The organism is Novosphingobium percolationis (genome assembly GCF_020179425.1).
Taxonomy (GTDB): Bacteria; Pseudomonadota; Alphaproteobacteria; order Sphingomonadales; family Sphingomonadaceae; genus Novosphingobium; species Novosphingobium percolationis.
The window spans coordinates 131,740-155,240 of sequence record NZ_JAILYM010000008.1; the positions used below are offsets into that span (position 1 = coordinate 131,740).

General features: G+C 64.3%; 23 protein-coding genes. 20 read left to right on the plus strand and 3 right to left on the minus strand.

The genetic code is table 11. From position 1 onward, the window contains the following. Window position 1: 1 nt before the first annotated feature. From K3A84_RS18365 to K3A84_RS18390, 6 genes are read left to right on the plus strand one after another with little or no spacing between them, the layout of a single operon-like run. Window positions 2–964: a dihydrodipicolinate synthase family protein gene (locus tag K3A84_RS18365; RefSeq protein WP_225010931.1), complete on the plus strand. Its 963-nt coding sequence runs from the start codon at window positions 2–4 to the stop codon at window positions 962–964. Window positions 965–984: 20 nt separating this feature from the next. Next, on the plus strand, window positions 985–1,998 hold the full coding sequence (locus tag K3A84_RS18370) for a ketopantoate reductase family protein (RefSeq protein ID WP_225010932.1): 1,014 nt from the start codon (window positions 985–987) through the stop codon (window positions 1,996–1,998). Between the two features lie 22 nt (window positions 1,999–2,020). Then, the gene (locus tag K3A84_RS18375) at window positions 2,021–3,088 is read left to right on the plus strand and encodes a tartrate dehydrogenase (RefSeq protein WP_225010933.1); all 1,068 of its coding nucleotides are present in this window, start codon (window positions 2,021–2,023) and stop codon (window positions 3,086–3,088) included. Between the two features lie 38 nt (window positions 3,089–3,126). Then, window positions 3,127–4,449 carry an LLM class flavin-dependent oxidoreductase gene (locus K3A84_RS18380; protein WP_225010934.1) on the plus strand — a complete coding sequence of 441 codons (1,323 nt, stop codon included), beginning with the start codon at window positions 3,127–3,129 and terminating at the stop codon, window positions 4,447–4,449. A 54-nt stretch (window positions 4,450–4,503) separates the two neighbouring features. Beyond that, window positions 4,504–4,791, plus strand: a complete 288-nt coding sequence (locus tag K3A84_RS18385; RefSeq protein WP_225010935.1) for a DUF1330 domain-containing protein — start codon at window positions 4,504–4,506, stop codon at window positions 4,789–4,791. A gap of 26 nt (window positions 4,792–4,817) precedes the next feature. Beyond that, complete coding sequence (locus tag K3A84_RS18390; protein ID WP_225010936.1) at window positions 4,818–5,237, plus strand: BphX family protein; 420 nt, start codon at window positions 4,818–4,820, stop codon at window positions 5,235–5,237. Window positions 5,238–5,275: 38 nt separating this feature from the next. Here K3A84_RS18390 and K3A84_RS18395 read toward each other — a convergent pair whose 3' ends face one another. Both K3A84_RS18395 and K3A84_RS18400 read right to left on the minus strand, forming a co-directional pair. Beyond that, complete coding sequence (locus K3A84_RS18395) at window positions 5,276–5,602, minus strand: 2Fe-2S iron-sulfur cluster-binding protein (RefSeq protein ID WP_225010937.1); 327 nt, start codon at window positions 5,600–5,602, stop codon at window positions 5,276–5,278. Between the two features lie 29 nt (window positions 5,603–5,631). Continuing rightward, the gene (locus tag K3A84_RS18400) at window positions 5,632–6,909 is read right to left on the minus strand and encodes a cytochrome P450 (RefSeq protein ID WP_225010938.1); all 1,278 of its coding nucleotides are present in this window, start codon (window positions 6,907–6,909) and stop codon (window positions 5,632–5,634) included. Window positions 6,910–7,111: 202 nt separating this feature from the next. Between K3A84_RS18400 and K3A84_RS18405 the strand changes: the two genes are divergently transcribed. The 10 genes from K3A84_RS18405 to K3A84_RS18450 all read left to right on the plus strand — a co-directional run bounded on the left by K3A84_RS18405 (window position 7,112) and on the right by K3A84_RS18450 (window position 18,093). After that, window positions 7,112–7,849, plus strand: coding sequence for a FadR/GntR family transcriptional regulator (locus tag K3A84_RS18405; protein ID WP_225010939.1), 738 nt, complete (start codon window positions 7,112–7,114; stop codon window positions 7,847–7,849). A gap of 13 nt (window positions 7,850–7,862) precedes the next feature. Further along, a complete protein-coding gene (locus tag K3A84_RS18410) occupies window positions 7,863–9,002 on the plus strand; it encodes an NAD(P)H-dependent flavin oxidoreductase (RefSeq protein ID WP_263626391.1) in 1,140 nt (379 codons plus the stop codon). A 15-nt stretch (window positions 9,003–9,017) separates the two neighbouring features. Continuing rightward, complete coding sequence (locus K3A84_RS20585) at window positions 9,018–10,193, plus strand: thiolase C-terminal domain-containing protein (protein WP_225010940.1); 1,176 nt, start codon at window positions 9,018–9,020, stop codon at window positions 10,191–10,193. Further along, window positions 10,190–10,666: a Zn-ribbon domain-containing OB-fold protein gene (locus tag K3A84_RS18420; RefSeq protein WP_225010941.1), complete on the plus strand. Its 477-nt coding sequence runs from the start codon at window positions 10,190–10,192 to the stop codon at window positions 10,664–10,666. The genes K3A84_RS20585 and K3A84_RS18420 overlap by 4 nt, the downstream gene beginning before the upstream one ends. After that, entirely contained in the window at window positions 10,663–11,886 is a 1,224-nt protein-coding gene (locus K3A84_RS18425; RefSeq protein ID WP_225010942.1) for an acyl-CoA dehydrogenase family protein, read from the plus strand. Before K3A84_RS18420 ends, K3A84_RS18425 begins: the two co-directional genes overlap by 4 nt. After that, window positions 11,886–12,980, plus strand: coding sequence for an acyl-CoA dehydrogenase family protein (locus tag K3A84_RS18430; RefSeq protein WP_225010943.1), 1,095 nt, complete (start codon window positions 11,886–11,888; stop codon window positions 12,978–12,980). The genes K3A84_RS18425 and K3A84_RS18430 overlap by 1 nt, the downstream gene beginning before the upstream one ends. Before the next feature lie 21 nt (window positions 12,981–13,001). Then, window positions 13,002–14,615 carry an acyl-CoA synthetase gene (locus tag K3A84_RS18435; protein WP_225010944.1) on the plus strand — a complete coding sequence of 538 codons (1,614 nt, stop codon included), beginning with the start codon at window positions 13,002–13,004 and terminating at the stop codon, window positions 14,613–14,615. A 5-nt stretch (window positions 14,616–14,620) separates the two neighbouring features. Beyond that, complete coding sequence (locus K3A84_RS18440; protein WP_225010945.1) at window positions 14,621–16,219, plus strand: flavin-containing monooxygenase; 1,599 nt, start codon at window positions 14,621–14,623, stop codon at window positions 16,217–16,219. Next, complete coding sequence (locus K3A84_RS18445; RefSeq protein ID WP_225010946.1) at window positions 16,216–17,196, plus strand: alpha/beta fold hydrolase; 981 nt, start codon at window positions 16,216–16,218, stop codon at window positions 17,194–17,196. Before K3A84_RS18440 ends, K3A84_RS18445 begins: the two co-directional genes overlap by 4 nt. Before the next feature lie 111 nt (window positions 17,197–17,307). Next, complete coding sequence (locus K3A84_RS18450; protein WP_225010947.1) at window positions 17,308–18,093, plus strand: NUDIX hydrolase; 786 nt, start codon at window positions 17,308–17,310, stop codon at window positions 18,091–18,093. A 49-nt stretch (window positions 18,094–18,142) separates the two neighbouring features. Here K3A84_RS18450 and K3A84_RS18455 read toward each other — a convergent pair whose 3' ends face one another. After that, complete coding sequence (locus K3A84_RS18455; RefSeq protein WP_225010948.1) at window positions 18,143–18,595, minus strand: MarR family winged helix-turn-helix transcriptional regulator; 453 nt, start codon at window positions 18,593–18,595, stop codon at window positions 18,143–18,145. A gap of 158 nt (window positions 18,596–18,753) precedes the next feature. On the opposite strand from K3A84_RS18455, the gene K3A84_RS18460 reads away from it, so the two are divergent. Genes K3A84_RS18460 through K3A84_RS18475 form a run of 4 tightly spaced genes read left to right on the plus strand, consistent with a single transcriptional unit; the run spans window position 18,754 to window position 23,288 of the window. Beyond that, entirely contained in the window at window positions 18,754–19,167 is a 414-nt protein-coding gene (locus K3A84_RS18460; RefSeq protein WP_225010949.1) for a hotdog fold thioesterase, read from the plus strand. Then, on the plus strand, window positions 19,157–20,608 hold the full coding sequence (locus K3A84_RS18465; protein WP_225010950.1) for an efflux transporter outer membrane subunit: 1,452 nt from the start codon (window positions 19,157–19,159) through the stop codon (window positions 20,606–20,608). Before K3A84_RS18460 ends, K3A84_RS18465 begins: the two co-directional genes overlap by 11 nt. After that, complete coding sequence (locus tag K3A84_RS18470) at window positions 20,605–21,750, plus strand: EmrA/EmrK family multidrug efflux transporter periplasmic adaptor subunit (protein ID WP_225010951.1); 1,146 nt, start codon at window positions 20,605–20,607, stop codon at window positions 21,748–21,750. Before K3A84_RS18465 ends, K3A84_RS18470 begins: the two co-directional genes overlap by 4 nt. A 2-nt stretch (window positions 21,751–21,752) precedes the next feature. After that, the gene (locus K3A84_RS18475) at window positions 21,753–23,288 is read left to right on the plus strand and encodes a DHA2 family efflux MFS transporter permease subunit (RefSeq protein ID WP_225010952.1); all 1,536 of its coding nucleotides are present in this window, start codon (window positions 21,753–21,755) and stop codon (window positions 23,286–23,288) included. Window positions 23,289–23,501: the final 213 nt, after the last annotated feature.

The following is a 23,501-nucleotide window of genomic DNA, read 5'->3' on the forward strand; positions in this document are numbered from 1 at the left end:
CATGGACTATGATCGCAAGGACGCCAAGAAATGGGCCACCGAGACAGTCCGGGGGTTTTACCAGTGTCCGATCACCCCGATGACCGCGGACCACAAGTTCGACATCGACGGAATCCGCTACAACATCGACAAATATGTCGAAATGGGCCTTGATGGCCTGGTTGTTGGCGGCTTCATTGCCGAATGCTGGAACGTCACTCCGTCCGAATGGATGCGCTATCACGAGATCGTCGCCGAGGCCAACGCCGGGCGGCTCGATCTCTGGACGATCATCCTCGACCCGTCGGTCCACCTCGCGCTCGAAAAGATGCAGTTCGTCGAGAAGCTGGGTTTCAACGGCGCCGAGGTTATCAATCCGGTCGTCCAGCTGCGCACCGACGACGAGATTTTCGCCTGGTTCAAGTATCTGACCGATCGCAGCAACATGGCGGTCTGCCTCTACCGCACCCCGGTTTCGGGCACGGTGCTGAGCTGGAACCTGATGCGCCGCCTGGCCGATCTCGAGACCGTGATCGGTGTCAAGCAGGGTGCGCTCAATCGCGCCGAGACGATCAAGATCCGCAGCCTGATGCCCGAAGGCTTCAACACCATGGAGCCGTTCGAGTATTTCTTCCTCGAAGACCTTCGGCTGGGCGGGACGGTGTGCTGGGGCGAACTTTCGTTCATGCTCTATGGCAAGAAGCGCCACCTCGCGCGCGACTATATCAACCTCGCCAACCAGGGCAAATGGGAAGAGGCCCGGACCAAGTGGGAAGGCCTGCACGATGTCCGCGAATTTTACCATGACCAGTTCGTCTGGGATATCGCGCGCACCGCGACCTATGCTTCGGCGCTGGCGAACATCAAGGCGTGGTATGAGGCGATCGGCCTCAAGGCCGGCCCGATCCTGCCGCCGGTCGCGGACGTGACCCCGCAGAAGAAGGAAGAGATCAGGGCCAAGCTCATCGAGCTCGGCGTCGCCTGATCGGACGCGGGACATCGGCAATGACCAAACAACTGCACTTCTGCATCCACGGCGCGGGCGGACTTGGTTCCGTCATCGGCGGCTTCCTGGCCCGCGGCGGGCACAAGGTGACGCTGATCGCGCGCAAACCGCATGTCGAGGCAATCCGCCAGGGCGGTCTGCAAATCGAAGGGGTGCGTGCGCAGTTCGTGCAGCGCGACAACCTGTTCGCGGTCGAGACCCCGGCCGAGGTCGAGGACGCGATCGACTATTACATCCTGCTGACCAAGGCGAAGGGCACCGAACAGGCGCTAGCCGACGCGGCGGTGCTGGTTGACCGGACAGCCTGCGCCCTCACCTTGCAGAACGGGGTTGGCAAGGAAGGCAGGCTGCAGGCCGCGTTCGGCAAGGACAAGGTGATCGGCGGGTCGATCATGGACGGCGCAACCCTGCTCGAACCCGGCCGCGCGCTCAACCACATGGCCGTCCCGGTAACCGCCTATTTCGGCGAACTGGGAGGCGGGGAAAGCGATCGCACCCGGACCATGGCCGAGGCGCTGGACTCGGCCGGGATGGGGTCCCGTTCGACTGCCGACATCACCCATGTCCATTGGGAAAAACTGGTCCAGGTCGGAAGTGCTTCATCGTGGAGCGCCAGCACCCTGGGCGGCATCAAAGAGCTCGATTTCATCGACGGTGTAGCGGTACGCGAAGGCGCGGCCCAGTATGTCCTGATCGTCAAGGACCTGCTGGCGATCTACAAGGCGCTGGGGTACGAACCGCAAAATTTCTTCGCGCCCGTCTCACGGCTCGTCGAGATCAACGGAGAAAGCTTCGACGAAGCGCTCGCCGGGGTGATGGCCATGGTCGACCGGTTCAAGCCGGAGAATCGCCCGGTGCGGACCTCGATGCACGATGACTTGGTGGCAGGACGGCGCATGGAGGTTGACGAAATTCTGGGACCGCTCGCCGAGGCCGCCGAACGCCTCGGCGTCGATGCACCGACATTCCTGGGGGCTTACCGGATCCTCAAGACCCTGAACACCTACCTTTGACCTTTCTGCACGGGAAACCCTTTTGAGCCGCTATACCATAGCCAATATTCCCGGCGACGGCATCGGCCGCGAGGTTCTGCTCGCCGGGGTGCAGGTCTTGTCGGCGGTCGCGCAGCGATGCGGCTTCGCGCTCGAGTTTCGCGACTTCGACTGGAGCTGCGAAACCTATCTCGCCACCGGGAAAATGATGCCCGATGACGGGCTCACTCGGCTTGCCGATCATGACGCAATCTTCCTTGGCGCGGTCGGTTATCCCGGGGTGCCCGATCACGTCTCGCTGTGGGGCCTGCTGCTGCCGATCCGGCGCGAATTCGATCAATATGTCAATCTCCGGCCGGTGCGGTTGCTGCCCGGCATTCGCTCGCCGCTGCGCGACAAGAGCATCGGCGATATCGACTTCTGGGTGGTGCGGGAAAATTCGGAAGGCGAATATTCCCAGATCGGCGGCCGCACCGGCACCGGCGAGGATGAAATCGTCATCCAGCAGGCAGTATTCACCCGCCGCGGCACCGACCGGATCCTGCGTTACGCCTTCGATTTCGCGCGCAAGCTTGGCCGGCCGCATGTCACCTCGGCCACCAAGTCGAACGGGCTCTACCATTCGATGCCGTTCTGGGACGAGCGTTTCGCGGCGATCGGCGCGGAATATCCCGGGATCGCCACCGACCAGTACCATATCGACATTCTGGCCGCCCGCTTCGTGATGTCACCCGAACGGTTCGATGTGGTGGTCGGATCCAATCTGTTCGGCGACATCCTGTCCGATCTCGGTCCCGGCGTAACCGGGACGATAGCGGTCGCGCCGTCGGCCAATCTCAATCCGTCGCGGCGCTATCCGTCGATGTTCGAACCGGTGCACGGTTCGGCTCCGGACATTGCCGGCCAGGGCATTGCCAATCCGATCGGACAGATCTGGTCGGGGGCGATGATGCTCGACCATCTGGGAGAAGCGGAAGCCGCAGCGATGATGCTGGCCGCGATCGAAGCGGTCCTGCGCGATCCGCAAGCAGTCCTGACCCCCGATCTGGGCGGCAACGGCAGTACAGCGGTCCTGACCCGCCAGATATTGGAAAAGCTGCCGGGAAGGTGATCCCCGGCAGTCTTCGCGAGCCTGAAGGAACGAAACGCATGAGCCAGCAACGCCAGCTTCACCTCGGCGCGTTCATGCGGCCGGTCAGCATCCATACCGGCGCCTGGCGCTACCCCGGGGCAATCCCGGATGCGAATTTCAACTTCGCCGCGATCCGGCAATTCGCCCGCAAGCTGGAAGCAGGCAAGTTCGACGCCTTTTTCATGGCCGATCATCTCGGGGTCCTGAATATGCCGGTCGAGGCGCTGCGGCGCAGCCACACCGTCACCTCGTTCGAACCCTTCACCCTGCTGTCGGCGCTGGCTGGCGCCACCGAACGGATCGGGCTGGTCGCGACCGCTTCCACCACCTTCGACGAACCCTTTCACGTCGCGCGCCGCTTTGCCTCGCTTGATCACCTCAGCGGCGGGCGGGCCGGCTGGAATGTCGTGACCACGTCTAACCCCGACAGCGCCAAGAATTTCGGGTTTGAGGTGCAGCCCGATCATTCCGGCCGCTATGGACGCGCGCGCGAATTCTACGATGTCGTGACTGGCCTGTGGGACAGCTTCGCGGAAGACGCCTTCGTCTGCGATGCGGAAAGCGGCATCTATTTCGATCCCGCACGGATGCACGTCCTCGATCACAAGGGCCCGCATTTCTCCGTTCGCGGGCCGCTCAACATTGCCCGCCCTCCGCAAGGCTGGCCGGTCATCTTCCAGGCCGGGGCCTCGGATCCTGGACGCCAACTTGCCGCCGAAACCGCCGAAGTCGTCTTTGCCGCCGGATCGAATTTTGCCGCCGCCAAGAGCTTTTATTCCGATGTGAAAGGGCGGATGATCCCGATCGGACGCAATCCCGATCATCTCAAGATCCTGCCCGCCGCGCTCGTCGTTGTCGGTGACACGGTCGAGCAGGCCAAGGCCAAGCGCGCTCACCTGGACAGCCTGGTTCACTATGAAAGCGGGATTCACTCGCTGTGCGGCATGCTCGATCACGATGTTTCGGGGTTCGACCCCGATGGCCCCCTCCCCGAGATACCCGATACCAACGCCAGCAAGACTTCTCGTGAAATGCTGGTCACGCAAGCCCGGCAGTACAACCTCACGATCCGCCAGCTCGCCGCGAAAGCCGGCAGCTATGCCGGGCTCGCCTTCGTCGGCACTCCGGCTTCGATCGCCGACGAGATGGAGCAATGGCTGGAGGAGCGCGGTTCGGACGGGTTCGTCGTGATGTTCCCCTATCTGCCGGAGGGGCTCGACGATTTCGTCGATCGGGTCGTGCCCGAATTGCAGCGCCGGGGCATTTTCCGCAAGGACTACCAAGGCACGACCCTGCGCGATCATTTCGGGTTGCCGCGCCCCGGCAATCGATTCTTTTGACGCGGCGAACCGAAAGCCGCAGACCAGACCGCTAACGACACGGAGGGAACAACCATGGCCGCCTATTTCATCGCTTCCGTCACCTCGCACGACGATGGCTGGGTTGCGGACTACCAAGCCAATGTTCCGCCGATGGTTGAGCGGTTCGGCGGCGAACTGATCTGCCGCTCCAACCAGTTCGAACGCTTCGAAGGCGAAGGCGCGGCGCCGCACTATACGGTGATCATCCGCTTCCCTGCGATGGCGGATGTCCAAGCGTTCATGGCCTGCCCCGATTATGCGCCGTTCAAGGTTGCACGGATCGCCGGCGCAACGTCCGACATTTTCGCGGTCGCCGACTGACCGGCGCAGCCTTTGGAGATCGAACCATGCAAAGCCTGCGCATCTTCTTCATCGCCAGCGGAATCTGGTACCTGTGCAATCTGGTCCTGCTCTGGCCGCCGGTTTATGCGGGGGCAATGCCCCTGATCTATCCGGGAATCGATCTGGGCCAGGGCAAGCCGGTGTTCGGCCTGCTGCTCGATGCCTGGCTGATCGTCGGGATACAGCTGGCCGCGATCGGTGTTGTCGCCCTGTGGGGCGCGCGGCAGCCGTGGAAATACATCGCGCTGGTCCCGGTGATCGTGCTGACCGAAGCGGTCGGCGCGGCCTGGGACGTCTATTCCCTGTTGTGCAGCGGCGAGGCGGCGTGGGTCGTCACCACAACGTTGGCGGCTCATGCGGTGATCGTGCTCGGCGCCTGGTACGCCTGGATTGCGGCGCACCGGGACAAGGCTCAGCAAGGCTGAGGAGCCAGAGCGCCGACTGGGGGACCGTCAGCCCCGGTTCAATATTGTTGCTCGGGGACGTGAAGCACAATTCCGTCAAGCCGGGCGTCGAGCTTGACCTGGCAGGCCAGTCGGCTTTGCGCCGTGGTGCCCTCGGCAAACTGGAGCAGATCGGCCTCCATGCTGTCTTCGGCAAGGCGCCCGACCTGGTCGATCCAGGCGGGATCGACCAGGACGTGGCAGGTCGCACAGGCGCACTGGCCGCCGCAATCGCCGTCGATGCCCGGAACATCGTTGAACAGCGCCGCCTCGCGCGCCGTCAACCCTTCGCCGATTTCGACGGGAAAGGTGCGGCCATCGCTAGCTATAAAAGTGACCTTGATCATCGTACCTGAACTTTCCCTTGGCGCTCACGTCAATGCGCGTGAAGCTTGACCGGCAGGCGGGTGATGCCGCGAACAAGGTTCGACAGCAGCCGCTCGGGCTCGCCAACCACCTCGACGAAATGGAACCGTTTCTGGATTTCTTCCCAGATGATCCGCAATTGCAGTTCGGCCAGGCGGTTACCCATGCAGCGATGGATGCCATAGCCGAACGAAAGGTGCTGGCGCGGGTTCTTGCGGTCGATGATAAATTCTTCCGGCTGCTCGATCGCTGTTTCGTCCCGGTTGCCCGAAAGGTACCACATCACGACCTTTTCGCCCTTGGCAATGCGCTTGCCGCCGATCTCGCTGTCTTCCAGCGCGGTCCGGCGCATGTGGGTGAGCGGGGTCTGCCAGCGGATGATTTCCGGCACCATGCTGCCGATCAGGGCCGGATCGCGCCGCAGCTTGTCATACTGGTCGGGATGCCGGTTCAGCGCCAGGACACCGCCGCTGATCGAATTGCGGGTGGTGTCGTTGCCGCCGACGATCAGCAGCAGCAGGTTGCCGAGAAACTCAAGGAACGGCATGTCGCGCGTGGCCGGGGAATTGGCCATCATCGAGATCAAGTCGGTACCTCCGGGCTGATCGGTCCGCTGGTCCCAGAGCCCCTTGAAATACATCGCGCACTCGATCAGCTCTTCGCGGCGCTGTTCGAAGGAATCGACAATTCCCGCCCCCGGAATGGCGGTGGTGACGTCCGACCAACGTGTCAGCCGCGCCCGCTCGTCCCAGGGAAAGTCGAACAGGGTGGCGAGCGTCATCGTGGTCAGTTCGACCGAGACGCTCTTCACCCAGTCGATCTCCTCGCCAACCGGCAGCGCATCGAGAATCGCGCCGGCGCGCTCGCGGATCACCGGTTCGAGCAGCAGCAGGTTGGATGGCGCCACCGCCGGCGTCACCGCCTTGCGCTGGGCATCGTGTTTGGGCTGGTCCATCGCGATGAACATCTCGAGTTCGAGATTGCTCTGGTCGCTATGCATGTCCTGGATTGCGATTCCGCCAAGCTTTGCTTCGGAGGAATAGACCTTGTGGTTGGTGTCGACCGCCATGATGTCGTCGTATCGGGTGATCGACCAGTAGGGTCCGTAGGAGCTTTCGGCGCAGTAATGAACCGGATCCTCGCGCCGCAGCCGCTCGAAGAAGGCTCCGATCTTGTCGCTCTGGAACAGGCTTGGGCGGGACACGTCGATTTCCGCAAGCGGGATTCCGGCAACAAACCGGGACAATTCCGCGCTATCCTGGTCGGGGCTTATCGTCAGTGTGGTCATGGCCGCCTCTTTCACCTCGGTCTGCGCCGGGGATGGTAGCGACAAATGGCAAGTTGGTCAATAAATAGGATCAGATTAACCTACAAGATTTCCAACATGAGCGTTCTCATGAGCGGAGATTGACAGACTTCTGATAAATTCTTATCAGAATATCATGCACTCAGATGACACCTCCCCTCACCCCCCTTCATCTGACGCAAGCTTGGGCCGGACCAAGGCCAAGCGCGCATTGGTGCTGGCGCGCGAGATTGTCGAGGATATCGAGAGCAACGCGCAGGGGCCGGGCGACCGGCTGCTCCACGAGGATGCCATGCTGGCGCGTTACGACGTGGCGCGCGCGACGCTGCGCGAGGCGTTGCGTTTTCTCGAACTTCAGGGCGTAATCCATCTCACCAAGGGACGGGGCGGCGGTCCGGTCGTCGCCCGGCCCCAGACCGCCGATTTCGCCAGCTCGATGGCGCTGATCCTGCAATTCATGGATGCCGACCTCCACGCGCTGCTCGAACTGCGCGAAGCGGTTGCCCCGACGGTGGCGGCACGAGCGGCGCAGATGGCCACCACCGCCGATCTTGCCGCGCTCGAGGATTGCCTGGCGCAGCTTGAGCGCGAACGTGACGGTCCGCAATTCGAGGAGACCAACCGGCGGTTCCACGACCTGCTGGGCTGGGCCAGCGGAAACCCGACCTTTGGCTTGCTGATTTCCGCCCTGCACTTGCTGACCCGCAACATGTCGGAGGGGCTGGGCTATTCGGCGCAGGAGCGCGACACCCAGTTGCGGTGCCTGGGTCGTGTGCTTCACGCCGTGCGCATGCGCGATGTGGCGGGTGCGCGCCGCCAGATGGACCGGCTGATCGCCGGATCGACCCAATACCTGGCCGAGCGCAGTCCCGACCTGCTCGCCCAGAAGGTCCGCTGGGGGAACGCAAGCCGGGAAATGTGAAGGGAGAGAAACGATGGCCTTGAACAGCCGCATCTGCGACATGCTGAAGATCGAATACCCGATCGTCCTCGCCGGGATGGGCGGGGCAAGCGTTCCGGCGCTGGCGGCTGCGGTTTCCAATGCTGGCGGGCTTGGCGTGCTGGGCGCCGCAGCCTGCGCACCCGAACGGCTGCGGGCATGGATCCGCCAGACCCGCGAATTGACCGACAAGCCGTTCGGGGTCGATACCCTGCTGCCGGCTTCGGTGCGCCGGGGCAAGCCTCCACAGAGCGGCGCCGCGCCGATCGATCCGATGGCGCTGGCAGCCGAATACCGCCAGTTCACCGAGGATTTCATGGCCCGCGAAGGGTTGGCCAAAGCTGACGGCGAGGCAGCTCGGCGCGCGATCGGCGGACGCGATGCCGAAGGCGGCCCGCCGCTGTTCTCGAAGGAGTTCTTCGAAGCGCAGATGGAAGTGGTGATCGAGGAAAAGGTTCCGGTCTATGCTGCGGGCCTTGGCAACCCCGGCCCGTGGATGGACCGGCTCCACGCGAACGGAACGGTCGTCATGGCCGTGGTTGGCAAGGTCCAGCATGCGCGACAGGTGGTGGAAAGCGGGATCGACGTGATCGTCGCCCAGGGCCACGACGGCGGCGGGCACAATTCGCCGATAGGGACCATTTCGCTGATCCCGCAGGTGGTCGACGCGGTGGGTGACCGGGTGCCGGTGCTGGGCGCTGGCGGCATATCCGACGGGCGCGGCGTGGCCGCCGCCTTCATGCTGGGCGCGGAAGGCGCGTGGGTCGGCACGGCGTTCCTGGCCACCGAGGAGGCGGGAATCGAGGACTTCCAGAAGGAGGCGATCGTCGAGGGTGGTGATGCCGATACCGTGGTCAGCCGGTCGATCACCGGCAAGCCGGCGCGGATGATCCGCAATAAATGGGCCGACGCCTGGGTCGGGGCCGGCAAGGAACCGCTGCCGATGCCGTACCAGTCGATGATCGCCGGTCCGGTCATGGCGGCCGGAATCGCTGCCCGGCGCAAGGACATTCTGCCGGGTTTCGCCGGCCAGGGGATCGGGCTGATCCATGCCGTGCGCCCCGCCGCCGCGGTCATGGCGGAGCTTGTGGCCGATGCCGAAGGCGCGCTCGCGCTGGCCAGCCGTTTCCGCTGACCGGGGGCAAGGCGCGTGACCGCATTTTCCGACAAGGCCGCGATCACCGGGATCGGCGAGACCGATTTCGTCAAGGGCACCGAACGCAGCGCGGTCGACATGATGCTGGAAGCCTCGCGCCGCGCGATCGCCGACGCGGGGCTCAAGCCCGGCGACATCGACGGCATGGTCCCACCGCCGATCTACACGACTTCCGAGGAGATGGCGGCCAACCTGGGGATCGACGTGCTGCGCTATGCCGCGACCGTCCACATGGGCGGCGCCAGCCCGACCACCGCGCTGCAAAATGCGGCCATGGCCATCGCCGCCGGACTGTGTGACCACGTCCTTGTCACGCTTGGCTGGAACGGATTCTCCGCGCTGCGGCCCAAGCCCGGCGCACCGCCGACCCGGCCGATGAACATGACCACGCTGACCAACACGATCCAGGGCTATTACATCCCCTACGGCGTCTTTCTGCCGGTGCAGATGTATGCCTGGCTGGCGACCCGCCACTCCCGGCTGTTCGGGGTCGGGCCAGAGGCAATGGGCGCAGTGGCGCTGGCCTGCCGCAAGCATGCCCAGCTTAATCCAAAGGCATTTACCTACGGGCGGCCACTGGACTGGGATACCTACGCGTCCTCGCGCTGGATATCCGAACCCTTCCGGCTTTACGATTGCTGCCTCGAAACCGACGGAGCCTGCGCGGTGGTGGTCTCGCGGATCGACCGCGCGCGCGATATGCCGCACGTGCCGGTGACGATCGCAGGAGCGGCGGAAGGGCACCCCTATCCGGCAGACGATATTCCCTCGCGTCCCGATCCGTTCAAGATCGGGCTTTCCTACGCTGCGCCCAAAGCCTTCGCGATGGCCGGAATGACCCGCGAAGATATGGATTTCCTGCAGATCTACGACTGTTTCACTTACGTCGTCCTGCTCCAGCTCGAAGCGCTGGGATACTGCGAGCCGGGCGGACAGCTCGATTTCGTCAGGGATGGACAGATCGAACTGGGCGGGCGCTATCCGCTCAACACCCATGGCGGGCTGCTCAGCGAGGCCCACGTCTGGGGCCTCAACCACGTGGTCGAGGCGGTCCGCCAACTGCGCCACGACTGCGGTGACCGCCAGGTCGAGAACGCCCAGACCGGCCTCGTCACCGGCTGGGGCGACCTGGGCGACGGCAGCATCGCCATCTTGCGGAGGTTCTCATGAGCGAGGATGCGGAACTGCCATCCAAACTGCGTCCCGATGCGCAGGCCCTTCCCGCCAAGCCGCGCCCGCGTCCTCAGGATCCCGTCGAACAGGAATTCTGGCGGCTGTGCCAGGACGGCCGGCTGCATTTCCAGCGCTGCTCCTCGTGCGGCACCTGGCGGCACCTTCCGCGCTATATGTGCGCACGCTGCGGCTCCCCCGAATTCGCCTGGCAGCCCAGTACCGGCAGAGGCACCTTGTTCTCGTGGACCGTTACGCATCAGGCCCTGCACCCGGCTTTCGCTCACGAAATTCCGCTTGTTGCGGCTGTGATCGAGCTGGAGGAAGGGGTGCGAATGGCGACGAGGCTGATCGATTGCGCGCCGGACGAGCTTCAACTCGACATGCCGGTCGAACTGACTTTCGAGAGGCTGGGGGACGATTTCCGGTTGCCGGTGTTCCGGCCGGCCGTGCCTGGAGAGAACGCGCGATGAACCTCGAATATGGCCCCGAGCATGCGCGCTTTCGCGACGAAGTGCGCGATTTTCTGGCCCGCAACGGCCACCGCGCCCCGCACGCGTCGCAGCGCGCCGCCCGGCCGGATGCCGCCGCGGTCGCCTGGCAGAACCTGTTGATCGAGCATGGCTACACCGCCCGATCCACTCCGAAGGAATACGGCGGCTATGGCGCCGAACCCGACATCCTGAAGTCCCGGATCATTGCCGAGGAGTTCGCCCGCGCGGGCCTGCCGGGCGGGCTTTCCAACCAGGGTATTTCGATGCTGGTGCCCACACTGCTCGAACTGGGCACCGAAGAGCAGAAGCGCCGCTGGATCGAGCCGACCTTGCGCGGCGACATCGTCTGGTGCCAGGGCTATTCGGAACCCGGCGCAGGATCGGATCTTGCCAGCCTGCGCACCAGCGCGCGCGAGGAAGATGGTCACTTCGTGATCAACGGGCAGAAGATCTGGACCAGCACCGCGCGGCAGGCCGACATGATCTTCTGCCTGGTGCGGACCGAGGCCGAAGCGCCCAAGCACGCAGGCATCTCCTATCTGATCTTCCCGATGGATCTGCCGGGGATCGAGGTCCGTCCGCTCAAGACGATGACGGGGCACGCCGAATTCAACGAGACATTCTTCACCGACGTTCGGGTGCCGGTCGACCAGATTGTCGGGCAGCGCGGCCAGGGCTGGTTCGTCGCCAATGCAACGCTCGGCCATGAACGCGGGATGCTGGGCGATCCCGATGCCCTTGAAAACCGCCTGCTGGCGCTGATCCGGCTGATGCAGGAGGAGCGGATCGGATCGGCCCGCGCGATCGACAATCCCGTGCTGCGCGACCGCCTTGTCGCGCTGCAGGCGGAAGTCGCGGCGATGAAGTACAACGGGATGCGCGTGCTTTCCAGCCAGCTCAAGGGCGACGCCGGGGGCATGGCCAAGCTGATCGTCAAGCTGCAGAGCTGCGAACTGGCGCACCAGATCTCGGCCCTGGCAATCGACGCGCTGGGCGAAATGGGCATCCTCTACGCCGACAGCCCGCGTGTGCGCGAAGGTGGGATGTGGCAATGGAACTACATGTTCCAGTTGGGCCTCATCATCGGCGGCGGCACCGCCCAGATCCAGAAAAACATCATCGCCGAACGCGGCCTTAACATGCCGCGCGAGCCGCGCCTTGCGCTGGCCGCTGCCCAGGGCCGGAAGGAAGTTGCCTGATGGATTTCGGTCTATCCTCCGAACAGGAGATGCTCGGCGACACGATCAGGCGCTGCCTTGCGGATACGTGCCCGCTCGATCACGTGCGGGTCTGCGTGAATGCGGGCAGCGCGGTCAGCGACCGGGTCATGGCTGCGCTCGACGAAATCGGGCTGACCGGCCTGATCGTGCCCGCAGCGCATGGCGGGCTGGGAATGACGCTGCTCGATGCGGTGGTGGTCGCCGAACAGCTTGGCCGGGCGGTGGCTCCGGCACCATTCCTGGCGCGCAGCGTGCTCGCCCCGCTGGCGCTGATGCTTGCCGGCTCCGCCGCGCAGCAGGCTGAATGGCTACCCCGGATCGCTTCGGGCGCGGCGCGCTTCGGCGTCGCGATCGCGGGCATTGTCGAAGAACGCGACGGCGTGACGGTGCGGCACGACGGCGGCAGGCTGAGCGGCACCGCGCTGTTCGCGCTCGACTTCGAAGGGGCGGACCATTTCATTGTTGCCGATGCTTCGGGGCGCCTTCATCTGCTTGCCGCCGCGACGGCCGGGGTCGAACCGATCGCCTTGCAGACGATCGATGCGACCCGCGGCGTCGGCGAATTGCGGTTGACCGGCGCGGCGGCCGAACCCCTTGCCGACGATGGCGGCCTTGCGGCCCGGCGACTGCGCGACGCCGGCCGGATCCTGCTCGCCGCGGACAGCCTTGGCGCGGGCGAGGCGATGATCGAGCAGGCGGTCGCCTATGCCGGGGAGCGCGAGCAGTTCGGGCGGGTCATCGGCAGTTTTCAGGCGGTCAAGCACATGTGTGCCGAGATGGCTGCGCGGCATGAGCCATGTCGTGCTCTGGTGTGGTATGCCGCGCACGCCTTCGACGCCGTTCCCGTCGAGGCGGCACTGATGGCCTGCCACGCGAAATCGCACACCGGCGAGGTCCACCGCTTTGTCGCGCGAACAGCGACCGAGGTGCACGGCGGCATGGGCTTTACCGACCTGCTGGGCCTGCACTTCTGGTTCAAGCGGATCGGGTTCGACCGCCAGGTTCTGGGCGGACCCGAGCGGGTCAGGGAAGAAGCGGCGCAGCTACAGGGATTGACCGCAACGGCGCAGTAAGATCGACCGGGAGAGAAGACGATGACCGAGTGGAATTTCGGCGATATTCTTGATGCCATCGAACCGGCGCTTCCGCCCGATGCCCCTGCCCTGATCCATGGGGATCGGCGGATCACCTGGCCGGAAATGGCTGCGCGGTCCAACAATCTTGCCCGCGCGCTGCGCGGCCGGGGGATCGAAGCCGGGGCCAAGGTTGCCTTCTACATGCGCAACCGGCCCGAATACGGCGAAACGATGGCCGCCTGCTTCAAGGCCCGGCTGACCCACGTCAACATCAACTACCGCTACAAGCCGGACGAGGTCTTTTACATATTCGACGATTCCGATGCCGAAGTGATCGTCTACAGCAGCGAATTCCGCGATTGCATCGTCGAATTGAAGGAGCGGCTCGGCAAGGTCCGGGTCTTTGTCGAAATCGGCGATCCGGCAGGAATCGCGCCATTTGCCGAACCCTATGAGGCGCTGGCGAGCCAAGGCGACGGTTCGCCGCTCGGCATCGCCCGGTCGCCAGATGACCTGCTGTTCATCTACACCGGCGGCACCACCGGCATGCCCAAGGGTGTGATGTGGCGGCACCAGGATTTGCGGCAGGCGCAGCTCGATTCGGCCGGCCTGCTTGGTCCGGCGCCCCGGGACATGGCCGAAACCGTCGCGATGCTTGCCGCCGATGGGCCGGGCCGGGTGTTCCTTCCGGCCTGTCCGATGATGCATGGCACCGGCCTCCTCTCGGCCCTGGGCACCATGATGGCCGGCGGCTGCATCGTCACGCTCGACAGTCCGTCGTTCGATGCCGACGAGCTGTGGCGCGCGGTCGAGGAACACCGCGTGCAGTCGGTCGCGATCGTCGGAGACGCCTTCGCCAAGCCGATGCTCGCCGCGCTCGACAAGGATCCCGGACGCTACGACATGACGAGCCTGATCTCGATCGTCTCATCAGGCGTCATGTGGAGCCGCGAGGTCAAGGAGTGCCGGATCAGGCACATTCGCCAGGTCGCGCTGATGGACGTCTTCGGCGCTTCCGAGGGGCTGGGCTATGGCCTGTCGGTGACCACCGCACTCGGTTCCGTCCAGACGGCCAGATTCGTGATCGGCGAGCATTGCGACGTGTTCGACGAGCACGACGCCAAGGTTATGGCGGGCAGCAGGGTTCCGGGCTTGATCGCGCGCAAGGGCGCGATTCCGATGGGCTATTACAAGGATCCCGAAAAGTCCGCGAAGACATTCCGGACGATCGGCGGCGTGCGCTACTCGATCCCCGGCGACTGGTGCCAGGTCGAGGCAGACGGCAGTCTGACCCTGCTCGGGCGGGGCAGCGTCTGCATCAACACTGCCGGGGAAAAGGTCTATCCCGAGGAAGTCGAGGAGGCGCTGAAGACCCACCCATCGGTGGCCGATGCCCTGGTGGTTGGCGTGCCCGACGAAAAATGGGGCCAGGCCGTGACCGGTGTGGTGGTTCTGGAGCGCAGCGCCGACTTCGACGAGGCCGCACTCAAGGCCCATGTCCGCCAGCAACTGGCTGGTTACAAGACTCCGAAGGCGGTCTATCCGGCCGGCATCGCGCTGCGCGCATCGAACGGCAAGGCTGACTATGCCGCGGTGAGGGACTTCGCGATCAGCCGGGGTGCAGCGAGGTGAGCGGAATGTCGGACGATGACTGCGAAGCGCTGATCGTCGGCGCCGGGTTCAGCGGCCTTTATCTCCTTCACCGGCTTCGCGAGGCCGGCATCGATGCGAGGCTGATCGATGCGGCCGAAGAGCCGGGCGGGATCTGGTACTGGAATTGCTATCCCGGCGCACGGGTCGATTCGCAGGTGCCGCTGTACGAACTGTCGCTGCCCGAGCTGTGGCGCGACTGGACCTGGAGCGAGCGTTATCCCGGCTGGCGCGAGCTGCGCGCCTATTTCCGCCATGCCTGCGACCGGCTTGAGCTGTGGCCGCACATGGCGATGGGACGCCGCATGACCGGCGCGGCATGGGATGAAGGCCAGCGCAAGTGGCGGATTACGACAGGGTCCGGCGAGACAATCGCGGCGCGCTATCTGCTGCCTTGCCTCGGCTTTGCCGCTAAGGCCCACGTGCCCAAAATCGCCGGACTGGAAAGCTTTGCAGGCGAATGGCACCATATCGGCCACTGGCCGCAGCAGGGACTGTCGATGGCCGGGCGCAAGGTGGCGATCATCGGCACCGGAGCGAGCGGAGTCCAGGTCGCGCAGGAAGCCGCAGCCGAAGCGGCGCAGCTCACCCTGTTGCAGCGTACGCCGATCCTGGCGCTGCCGATGCGGCAGGAGGCGCTGAGCGAGGAACAGCAAGAACGGGAGAAAGCCGATTATCCGGCGCTCTTTGCCGCCCGCCCGCTGACTCGCGGCGGGTTCGATGTGAACGGTGTCGAGATTTCCGCGCTCGACGTCGACGAAGCGGAACGCCGCCGTCTGTTTGAAAGGCAATGGCAAGCCGGGGGCTTGCGCTTCTGGTACGCCAACTTCGCCGATCTGCTGACCGACGAACGGGCCAACCGCCACGCCTATGATTTCTGGCGCGACAAGACTAGGGCCCGGATCACCGACCCCGCGCTGCACGAGATCCTGGCGCCAAGCGAACCGCCCCACCCCTTCGGCACCAAGCGGCCGTCGCTGGAACAGCACTACTACGAGATTTTTTCGCAGGACAATGTCTCGCTGGTCGATCTCAAGCGGGCTCCGATCGAGCGCATCGTCCCCGAAGGGATCCTCACTGCGCAGGGCCTGGTCGAATGCGACCTGATCGTGTTCGCCACCGGCTTCGATGCCGGCAGCGGCGGCTTGACCCAGGTCGAGATCAGGGGCCGGGATGATCGCAGTCTTGCTGATGTCTGGCGCGGCGGAGTGGCAGCCTATCTGGGCGCCGCAGTCCATGGCTTTCCCAACCTGGCCTACCTCTATGGCCCGCTCAGCCCTTCGGGCTTTTCCAACGGCCCGACTGCGGCGGAGATCCAGGGCGACTGGCTGCGCGATTTCCTGGTGAAACTGCGCGACGGGGGTCTGACGCGCTTCGAGGCTAACGCCGAGGCGGAGCGCGAATGGACCGCAAGCGTCGCCGCGATCGGGGCCATGACCCTCTTCCCGCGAGCGAAGTCCTGGTACATGGGCGACAACATTCCGGGCAAGCCGCGGCAGTTGATAAATTACCCGAGCGTGGTTGGTTACACGAACTATTTGGACGAAGTAGCGGCGGACGGATACCGGGGCTTTGCGCTGGCATGAACGAGGCATCGCAATCCATGAAATCGGCGACATCCGATATTGTGCCGGAATGGGCGCCGGACACGTCAGTGCTGCCAGGCTGGTTCACCGATGCTCTGTCCGTTCCGCGCGAAGAAGGCTTCGTCACAGTCGGCGGCGTGCGGATGCACTACTTCCGCTGGGGCAATCCGGCGGCACCACCGGTCCTGATGACCCATGGTTTCCTCTCCCACGCACGCTGTTTCGCGTTTATCGCCCCACTTCTTGCCGACGATTACCACCTGGTCGCTTATGACCTGTCGGGCATGGGCGACAGCGACCCGCGTCCGGATTGCGACATGACCGCGCGCGGGCAAGAAATGATCGGGATTGCCGAAGCCCTGGGCCTGTTCGGGCACGCGCGAAAGCCAATCGTGGTCGCGCACAGCTTCGGTTCTGCCGTGGCAATACGGGCGCATGAACTCGCGCCAACCGCATTCGCCGGGGCAGCGATCTGCGACATGATGATCCTGCGGCCATCGGAGCTGGAAAGATACTGGAGCAGTGGCCGAACCCGCCCCGGCTCTGGCGATCCCGACCGCCCCCATCGCTGCTATCCCGATTTCCCGAGCGCACGCGAGCGATACGTCCTGGCCCCGCCCCAGCCGGTGGGCGAACCCTTCCTGATGGATTACATGGCTTATCACGCGCTGCGCCGCGATGAGGCCGGTTGGACCTGGAAGTTCTCTCCGAGTGTGTTCAAGCGCGACAATTCGCACCGCTTGTGGCTTGAGATCGGTCCGCGCGTGGTTGCCGCCCCCGGCAACAAGGCGATCATCCATGGCGAGCAGAGCCAACTGTTCACGCTGGATTCGCGCCGCTATCTCCGTGAGCTGGGAGGAGGCGAGATCCCGGTCATCGCCGTTCCCGAAGCGCGCCATCACCTAATGCTGGACCAGCCATTGGCATTCGCGACGGCCCTGCGCGCGGTCATGGAACCATGGTCCGGGAACGACTGATCGAATTCCAACCAACCCTGCCTTGCCCCCGAGCCGGACAGATGGGGACCGGATTAGCCCGCCGACGCGTACAGCGATGCGCCTCACCAAAGCTGCAACCAGGAGCCCGGAATGACCACTTCAGATCAAGCCCCCGAACCGAGACCCGCAGCAACGGTGCTTTTGGTCCGCGACCAGCCGGAATTCCAGGTGCTGATGGTCAAGCGTCACCACCAGATCGATTTTGCCTCGGGCTCCCTGGTTTTCCCCGGCGGCAAGACCCATGACGGCGATGCCGACGCGCGTTGGGCTGGGCACGCGGTGGGCTGGGACGATCTCGACCCGGTTCAACGGACCTTGCGGATCGGGGCGATCCGCGAGGCGTTTGAGGAAACCGGAATTCTGCTGGCTCAGACCGCCCAGGGTACGCCGTTCGAGGACCCCTGCGACGCGGCGGTGCGAAGCGCGGTCGACGCCGGCGAAATCGCCTTCATCGATGTCTTGCGCGAGCTGGATGTCCGCCTCAGGCTGGACGAGCTTGCCATCTTTGCCCGGTGGATTACTCCGATCTTCATGCCCAAACGGTTCGACACCTGGTTCTACGCCATGAGCGCGCCGCCGGGGCAGGTCGCGGCGTGCGATGGGCGCGAAACAGTGGATGCGGAATGGATTTCGCCGTCAGAAGCCATCCGGTTGGCGGCTTCGGGCGAGCGGACCATCATTTTTCCCACCTTGATGAACCTCAAACTGCTCGCCGAGGCGCAAAGCGCGCAGGATAGCATTGTCCGCGCGCGGCAACGCAGGCTCGTCACAGTGCTACCCGAGGTCTCCCAAGAGAACGGAGAACCCGTTCTGGTCTTGCCGCCCGACGCCGGCTATGGCGCAGTTTCGCAGCCGCTGAAGACACTCCGCGCCTGACTTGACGAGACCTGCGTTGACACCATTCGCGGTTAGTCGAATTCCCGCTTCAATCCTCGAGATTTGAAGACATGATCTCGAGCATTTTCTCGAAGGCGCTTACCTGTTCCTTGGCGAGGCCGGACAGGACCCGATCGTAGATCCTGTCGGCTTCCCTGCGCAATGAAGGAAGCAGCGTGATTGCCTTGGGAAGCAGATGGAGCGCCCAGATTCGGCGGTTGCCAACGGCGGCCCGGCGCTCGACAAAGGCGGCCTTTTCGAGTTGATCGATCACGTGGCCGACACTGGCCCGCTCGATCTCGAGATGCCTGGCCAGCTCGGTCTGCGTGAGGCCGGGGGTACGGTAGATATAACCCAGCGCGCGCCACTGGGTGCGGGACAGGCCGAATTTGGCGGTACTCGCGTCGAACAGCTTGCGCAGCTTGCGCGGCACCTCCTCGAGCAGGAAGACGATCTCGTCAGCCCCTGTCAGATAACCCTTTCCCGGAGCGATGCTTTTCATGGAAGCGGTGGCTAGCACATACGGCAGTGAATTAAAAGGCTTTACTGTAAGATATATTACAGTATGGGGTGCGCGTGCTCTCGAACCCGACAAAGCGGCGCGTCTGGAGTGGCGATTACCGAATTCCTGATCCGCACTCACCAAATGAGCAAAGCAAGATGACCACCCCTGATAACAGGATCGAACTCGCCGACCTGCGCAAGATGCTTCACCTTGCGCCGTTTCACCGCTGGCTGGGTCTTGAGGTTGTCGATCTGACCGAAGCGGAGTTGATCGTCGAGATGCCGTGGCGGGACGAGATCGTCTCCAATCCGGTGATCGGGTCGGTGCACGGCGGCATCCTTTCCGCGTTGATCGACCTGACCGGACTGTACACCATCAACGCGCTGGGCGGAACGGCGCGGGCGACCGCCGATCTCCATGTCGATTTTCACCGCCCGGCGACCTCCGGTCCGCTCCGCGCGACGGGCCGTGTGGTCAAGCTCGGCAAGCAGTTTAGCGTCGCGGAAACCCGGATCGAGGATGCGGCGCAGCGCTTGCTCGCCAGCGGCAGGGGCGCCTATGTCGGTTGACCATCGCCTCCTCCCTGCCGTCGCACTGGTTCTGGCGCTGGCTGGGTGTGTTGCCGTCCCCGATAGCGGGACCAGGCCGGTTGACCTGACTTCCGACTCAATCGACGCTGCGCAGACCCTGGCCGCACGCGGGACCATGGATTGGCCGCCCGACCAGTGGTGGCGGCTGGCAGGCGATCCGCAGCTGACCGTGCTGATCGAGGAAGGCCTTGCCAACTCGCCACAAGTGGCGGTCGCACTGGCCAGGATCAGGCGTGCGGAAGCCGAGGTCCAGCGGGTCGGCGCGGCGCGGCTCCCGACCGTTACGGGCGAAGCGGAAGGCGGCCTGCGCCGCCAAAGTGGCAACAACGGCATTCCGGCACAGTTCCTCCCCGATGGCTGGCACGACTATGGCCAGGCCTCGCTAGCCTTCGGCTTCGACCTCGATCTGTGGGGACGCAATCGCGCCGCTCATGCCGCCGCGACTTCGGAAGCGCGTGCGGCGGTTGTCGATGCCGCGCAGGCGCGGCTGGTCCTGTCGATTGCCATAACCGCCGCCTATTCCGAACTGGGTCGGCATTACCGCGAACGGGACACCGCCGAAGCCGTGCTGGCCAACCGTCAAGCGGCGATGGAACTGGCCGTTCTGCGCGAGCGCAATGGACTGGACAATCGCATCGTTCTGCGCCGAGCCGAAGCGGAACAGGCGAGTGCCGAACAGGACCTGGCGGCGGTCAACGAAAGCATCGGCCTGCGCCGGAACCAGCTCGCCGCGCTGCTGGGCGCTGGACCCGATCGCGGGCTGACGATCGCCCGGCCCCAGCTCTTTGCATCAACGCCGCTGGGACTTCCGGCTGGCGTGACGACGGAACTGCTTGGCAGGCGGCCGGATATCGTTGCCGCGCGTGAGCGTGTCGCGGCGGCGGCCAGCCGGATCAAGGTGGCGCGCGCCGGATTCTTCCCCTCGGTCAATCTCAGGGGGCTGATCGGCTTGCAGGCGCTCGGCCTTGGCAACCTCGTCGATTCCGGGTCGCTGATGGGAACGGTCGGCCCGGCCATCAGCCTGCCGATCTTTCAGGGCGGCGCGCTCAAGGCGCAATATGGCCGGGCCGGAGCGGACTATGATGAAGCCGTTGCCAGTTACAACCAGACGGTCGTCGCCGCCTTCCAGCAAGTGGCCGATGCAGTCACGCAGCGCGAGGCTGCCGAAAAGCGGCTGGCGGCGGCGCGCTCTGCCTTGCAGGCCAGCGAAGATGCCCTAGCGCTGGTGCGCAACCGGCACACGGCAGGCTTGGCCAGCAGGCTCGACGTGCTCGCCAGCGAGCGGAGTGTTCACGATCTCCGGCGCGCCGTGATCGGACTGGAAACCTACGAGCGCGGCGCAACCCTGGCCCTGATCCGGGCGCTCGGCGGCGGATTCGCGGCAGACCTTCAAACTTCACCGGAACCGATAGCCCCATGACCGATCCCTCTCCCGAAGCGCCTGCCGTCGATCCGGCCCTGTCCGAGTCCCGCAAGGCTGCGCGCAAGCTATGGCTCGGGCGGCTTGCCGTTGTCCTGGCGCTGATCGGACTTGGGTGGGGAGTCTGGTATCTGCTGGTCGGCCGAAATTTCGTGACCACGGACAATGCCTACGTCAACGCGCAGATGGCCCAGGTCACGCCGCTGGTGGCGGGTCCGGCAACCCAGGTTCTGGTGCGCGACACCCAGCAAGTAAAGGCCGGGGAGGTGCTGGTGCGGCTCGATCAGGCCGACGCCAGGATCGCCCTCGCCCAAGCGGAAGCGGACCTGGTCGCAGCGCGACGGCGCTTCCGCCAGACCCTGGCCAACAACACCGCCTTGGCGGCCCAGGTCGATACATCGGGCGCCGGCCTGACCCAGGCACAGGCGCAGTATCGCACGGCCCAGGCCGAGCACGAGAAGGCGCGGATCGACTTGCAGCGCCGAGAGAGCGTCGCGGCCAGCGGGGCGGTGTCGGGCGAAGAACTTACCCAGGCGCGCAAGGCCTATGCCACCACGCTTGCGACGCTCGATGCAGCGCGCGGCGCGATCGACGAGGCCGGTTCGTCCCGGCGCGCCGCGCAAGGGCAACTTGCCGCCAATACGGCGCTGGTGAGCGGGTTGAGCGAGGAAACCGATCCTGCCGTGCTTGCCGCAATCGCAAGGCGCGATGCAGCGCAACTCGATCTCGATCGCACGGAAATCCGCGCCCCGATCGCTGGCGTCGTCAGCAAGCTGCAAGTCCAGATCGGCCAGCGGCTGAATCCGGGCCAGACGATCATGACGATTGTGCCGCTGGCCGATGTCTATGTCGAAGCCAATTTCAAGGAGAGCCAGTTGCGGCGCGTGCGGATCGGCATGCCTGCCGAGCTGACGGCCGACATCTACGGTTCGAGCGTCTCCTATCGCGGCAAGGTGATCGGGTTCTCCGGCGGCACCGGTGCGTCGATGGCCGTGATCCCGGCGCAGAACGCCACCGGCAACTGGATCAAGGTCGTCCAGCGATTGCCGGTGCGGATCGAACTCGATCCTGCCGACCTGAAACGTCATCCCTTGCGCGTCGGGCTGTCGATGGAAGTCGAAATCGACGTGTCGGGCGACTGACAATGGCCGATGGTTCCGTGACGGCTTCGACCGGCATTCCGCCTTCACTGAGGCTGATCGCCGGGTTGGCCCTCGCTTTTGCAAACTTCATGGTGATCCTCGATCTGACGATTGCCAATGTCTCGATCCCCCATATCGCCGGCAGTCTCGGCATAACGCTCGAACAAGGCGCGTGGGTGATCACTTCCTATGCGATTGCCGAGGCGATCTGCGTTCCCCTGACCGCGTGGATCGCGTTCCGGTTCGGCTCGGTTCGCACCTTCCTGTTCAGCATGATGGGCTTCGGCCTCTTCTCGCTGCTCTGCGGGTTGTCCGTATCGATACAAATGCTCGTGATGTGCCGGATAGGGCAAGGTATCTTCGGGGCCTTTCTGATGCCGATGTCGCAAACCCTGCTGCTGCGGGTGTTCCCACCGGAACAGCAGAATATCGGCATGGGCATGTGGGCAATGACGCTGCTGCTGGGGCCTGCGCTTGGCCCGATTATCGGCGGCTGGTTGACCGACAACTGGTCGTGGAACTGGATATTCCTGATCAACGTTCCCGTTGCCCTGCTCGCCATTGTCGGCGGAGTAGCCCTGCTGCGGCCTATCGAAACCGAGCGTCAGATTTTGCCAATCGATTATGTCGGCCTTGTGCTGCTGGTGATCTGGGTCGGCTGTTTGCAGGTCATCCTCGATATCGGCCGCAACCATGACTGGTTCGGCGACCCGCTGATCGTCGTGCTGGCAATAACCTCGGCAATCGCCTTCCTGATCTTTGTCGTGTGGGAGCTCACCGAAGACCATCCCGTGGTCGATCTGCGCATTCTGCGGCACCGGGGGCTGAGCGTCAGCCTGGTGGTCCTGGCAATCAGTTTCGGGGCCTATTTCGCGGGTTTCGTGATTATCCCGCAGTGGCAACAGGCATGGCTTGGCTATACTGCTTCCCAGGCGGGCTTTTCGTCGTCGTTCACGGCCATGGCGGGGCTTCTGACCGCACCCCTGGTTGTCTACCTGATGCAGCGATACGATGCACGCGTCCTGGTTTCAGGCGGCGTTTTATGGGTTGCCGTGGTTGGCTTGCTTCGAACATTCTGGACCAGCGACAGCGATTTCTGGACCCTCAGTCTACCCCAGTTCGTATCAGGACTCGGCATGACCTTCCTGATGCTGCCGATCATCAACTTGACGTTGAGCACGGTCGAAGAGCACGAGGTAGCATCAGCTGCCGGATTGCAAAGCTTCATGCGTACCATTGCGACGGCCTTTGCCACCTCGGTTTCACTGACCTACTGGGGCGATACCCAGCGCGCGGCGCGCAACGACATCGTCGGCGCGCTTGAACCGGGAGCAGCTGGCGGATCGATCGCCGGGCTGGGCCTTTCGCCCGAAGCGGCCCTTCAAACGATCGGCAACCTGGTCGAGGTTGAGGCGACGACGCTGTCCGTTATCCATGTATTCTGGACAACCTCCACGATCCTGTTGATCGCCGCAGCCTTGATCTGGTTTGCGCCGCGTCCCAAGCGGCCAGGCGGCGGCATGCCGATGGGGCATTGACGCTGCCCCATTTCCAATTGACGTGATGGGGTGGACGGCCCCCGCACCGAGGTAGGTGTGTAGGATGCGGCTGTCGGAAGCCACGTCTAGAGCGTTTTTCGACCGTTTTGAATCGCGAGGGAATTCCCGTCGGATGTGATTTCTGATTCAGAATCCGTGCTGGTGAAGGAGGCCGGCATGGATGGCTCACACCCTTTCGATGGATTTGCGTTC

Bases quoted from the DNA above. Each gene is read 5' to 3' on its own strand.
- K3A84_RS18365 (WP_225010931.1), top strand. From the start codon at position 2: ATGGACTATGATCGCAAGGACGCCAAGAAATGGGCCACCGAGACAGTC.
- K3A84_RS18370 (WP_225010932.1), top strand. From the start codon at position 985: ATGACCAAACAACTGCACTTCTGCATCCACGGCGCGGGCGGACTTGGT.
- K3A84_RS18380 (WP_225010934.1), top strand. From the start codon at position 3,127: ATGAGCCAGCAACGCCAGCTTCACCTCGGCGCGTTCATGCGGCCGGTC.
- K3A84_RS18385 (WP_225010935.1), top strand. From the start codon at position 4,504: ATGGCCGCCTATTTCATCGCTTCCGTCACCTCGCACGACGATGGCTGG.
- K3A84_RS18390 (WP_225010936.1), top strand. From the start codon at position 4,818: ATGCAAAGCCTGCGCATCTTCTTCATCGCCAGCGGAATCTGGTACCTG.
- K3A84_RS18395 (WP_225010937.1), bottom strand. From the start codon at position 5,602: ATGATCAAGGTCACTTTTATAGCTAGCGATGGCCGCACCTTTCCCGTC.
- K3A84_RS18400 (WP_225010938.1), bottom strand. From the start codon at position 6,909: ATGACCACACTGACGATAAGCCCCGACCAGGATAGCGCGGAATTGTCC.
- K3A84_RS18410 (WP_263626391.1), top strand. From the start codon at position 7,863: ATGGCCTTGAACAGCCGCATCTGCGACATGCTGAAGATCGAATACCCG.
- K3A84_RS18420 (WP_225010941.1), top strand. From the start codon at position 10,190: ATGAGCGAGGATGCGGAACTGCCATCCAAACTGCGTCCCGATGCGCAG.
- K3A84_RS18425 (WP_225010942.1), top strand. From the start codon at position 10,663: ATGAACCTCGAATATGGCCCCGAGCATGCGCGCTTTCGCGACGAAGTG.
- K3A84_RS18430 (WP_225010943.1), top strand. From the start codon at position 11,886: ATGGATTTCGGTCTATCCTCCGAACAGGAGATGCTCGGCGACACGATC.
- K3A84_RS18435 (WP_225010944.1), top strand. From the start codon at position 13,002: ATGACCGAGTGGAATTTCGGCGATATTCTTGATGCCATCGAACCGGCG.
- K3A84_RS18440 (WP_225010945.1), top strand. From the start codon at position 14,621: ATGTCGGACGATGACTGCGAAGCGCTGATCGTCGGCGCCGGGTTCAGC.
- K3A84_RS18445 (WP_225010946.1), top strand. From the start codon at position 16,216: ATGAACGAGGCATCGCAATCCATGAAATCGGCGACATCCGATATTGTG.
- K3A84_RS18450 (WP_225010947.1), top strand. From the start codon at position 17,308: ATGACCACTTCAGATCAAGCCCCCGAACCGAGACCCGCAGCAACGGTG.
- K3A84_RS18455 (WP_225010948.1), bottom strand. From the start codon at position 18,595: ATGAAAAGCATCGCTCCGGGAAAGGGTTATCTGACAGGGGCTGACGAG.
- K3A84_RS18460 (WP_225010949.1), top strand. From the start codon at position 18,754: ATGACCACCCCTGATAACAGGATCGAACTCGCCGACCTGCGCAAGATG.
- K3A84_RS18465 (WP_225010950.1), top strand. From the start codon at position 19,157: ATGTCGGTTGACCATCGCCTCCTCCCTGCCGTCGCACTGGTTCTGGCG.
- K3A84_RS18470 (WP_225010951.1), top strand. From the start codon at position 20,605: ATGACCGATCCCTCTCCCGAAGCGCCTGCCGTCGATCCGGCCCTGTCC.
- K3A84_RS18475 (WP_225010952.1), top strand. From the start codon at position 21,753: ATGGCCGATGGTTCCGTGACGGCTTCGACCGGCATTCCGCCTTCACTG.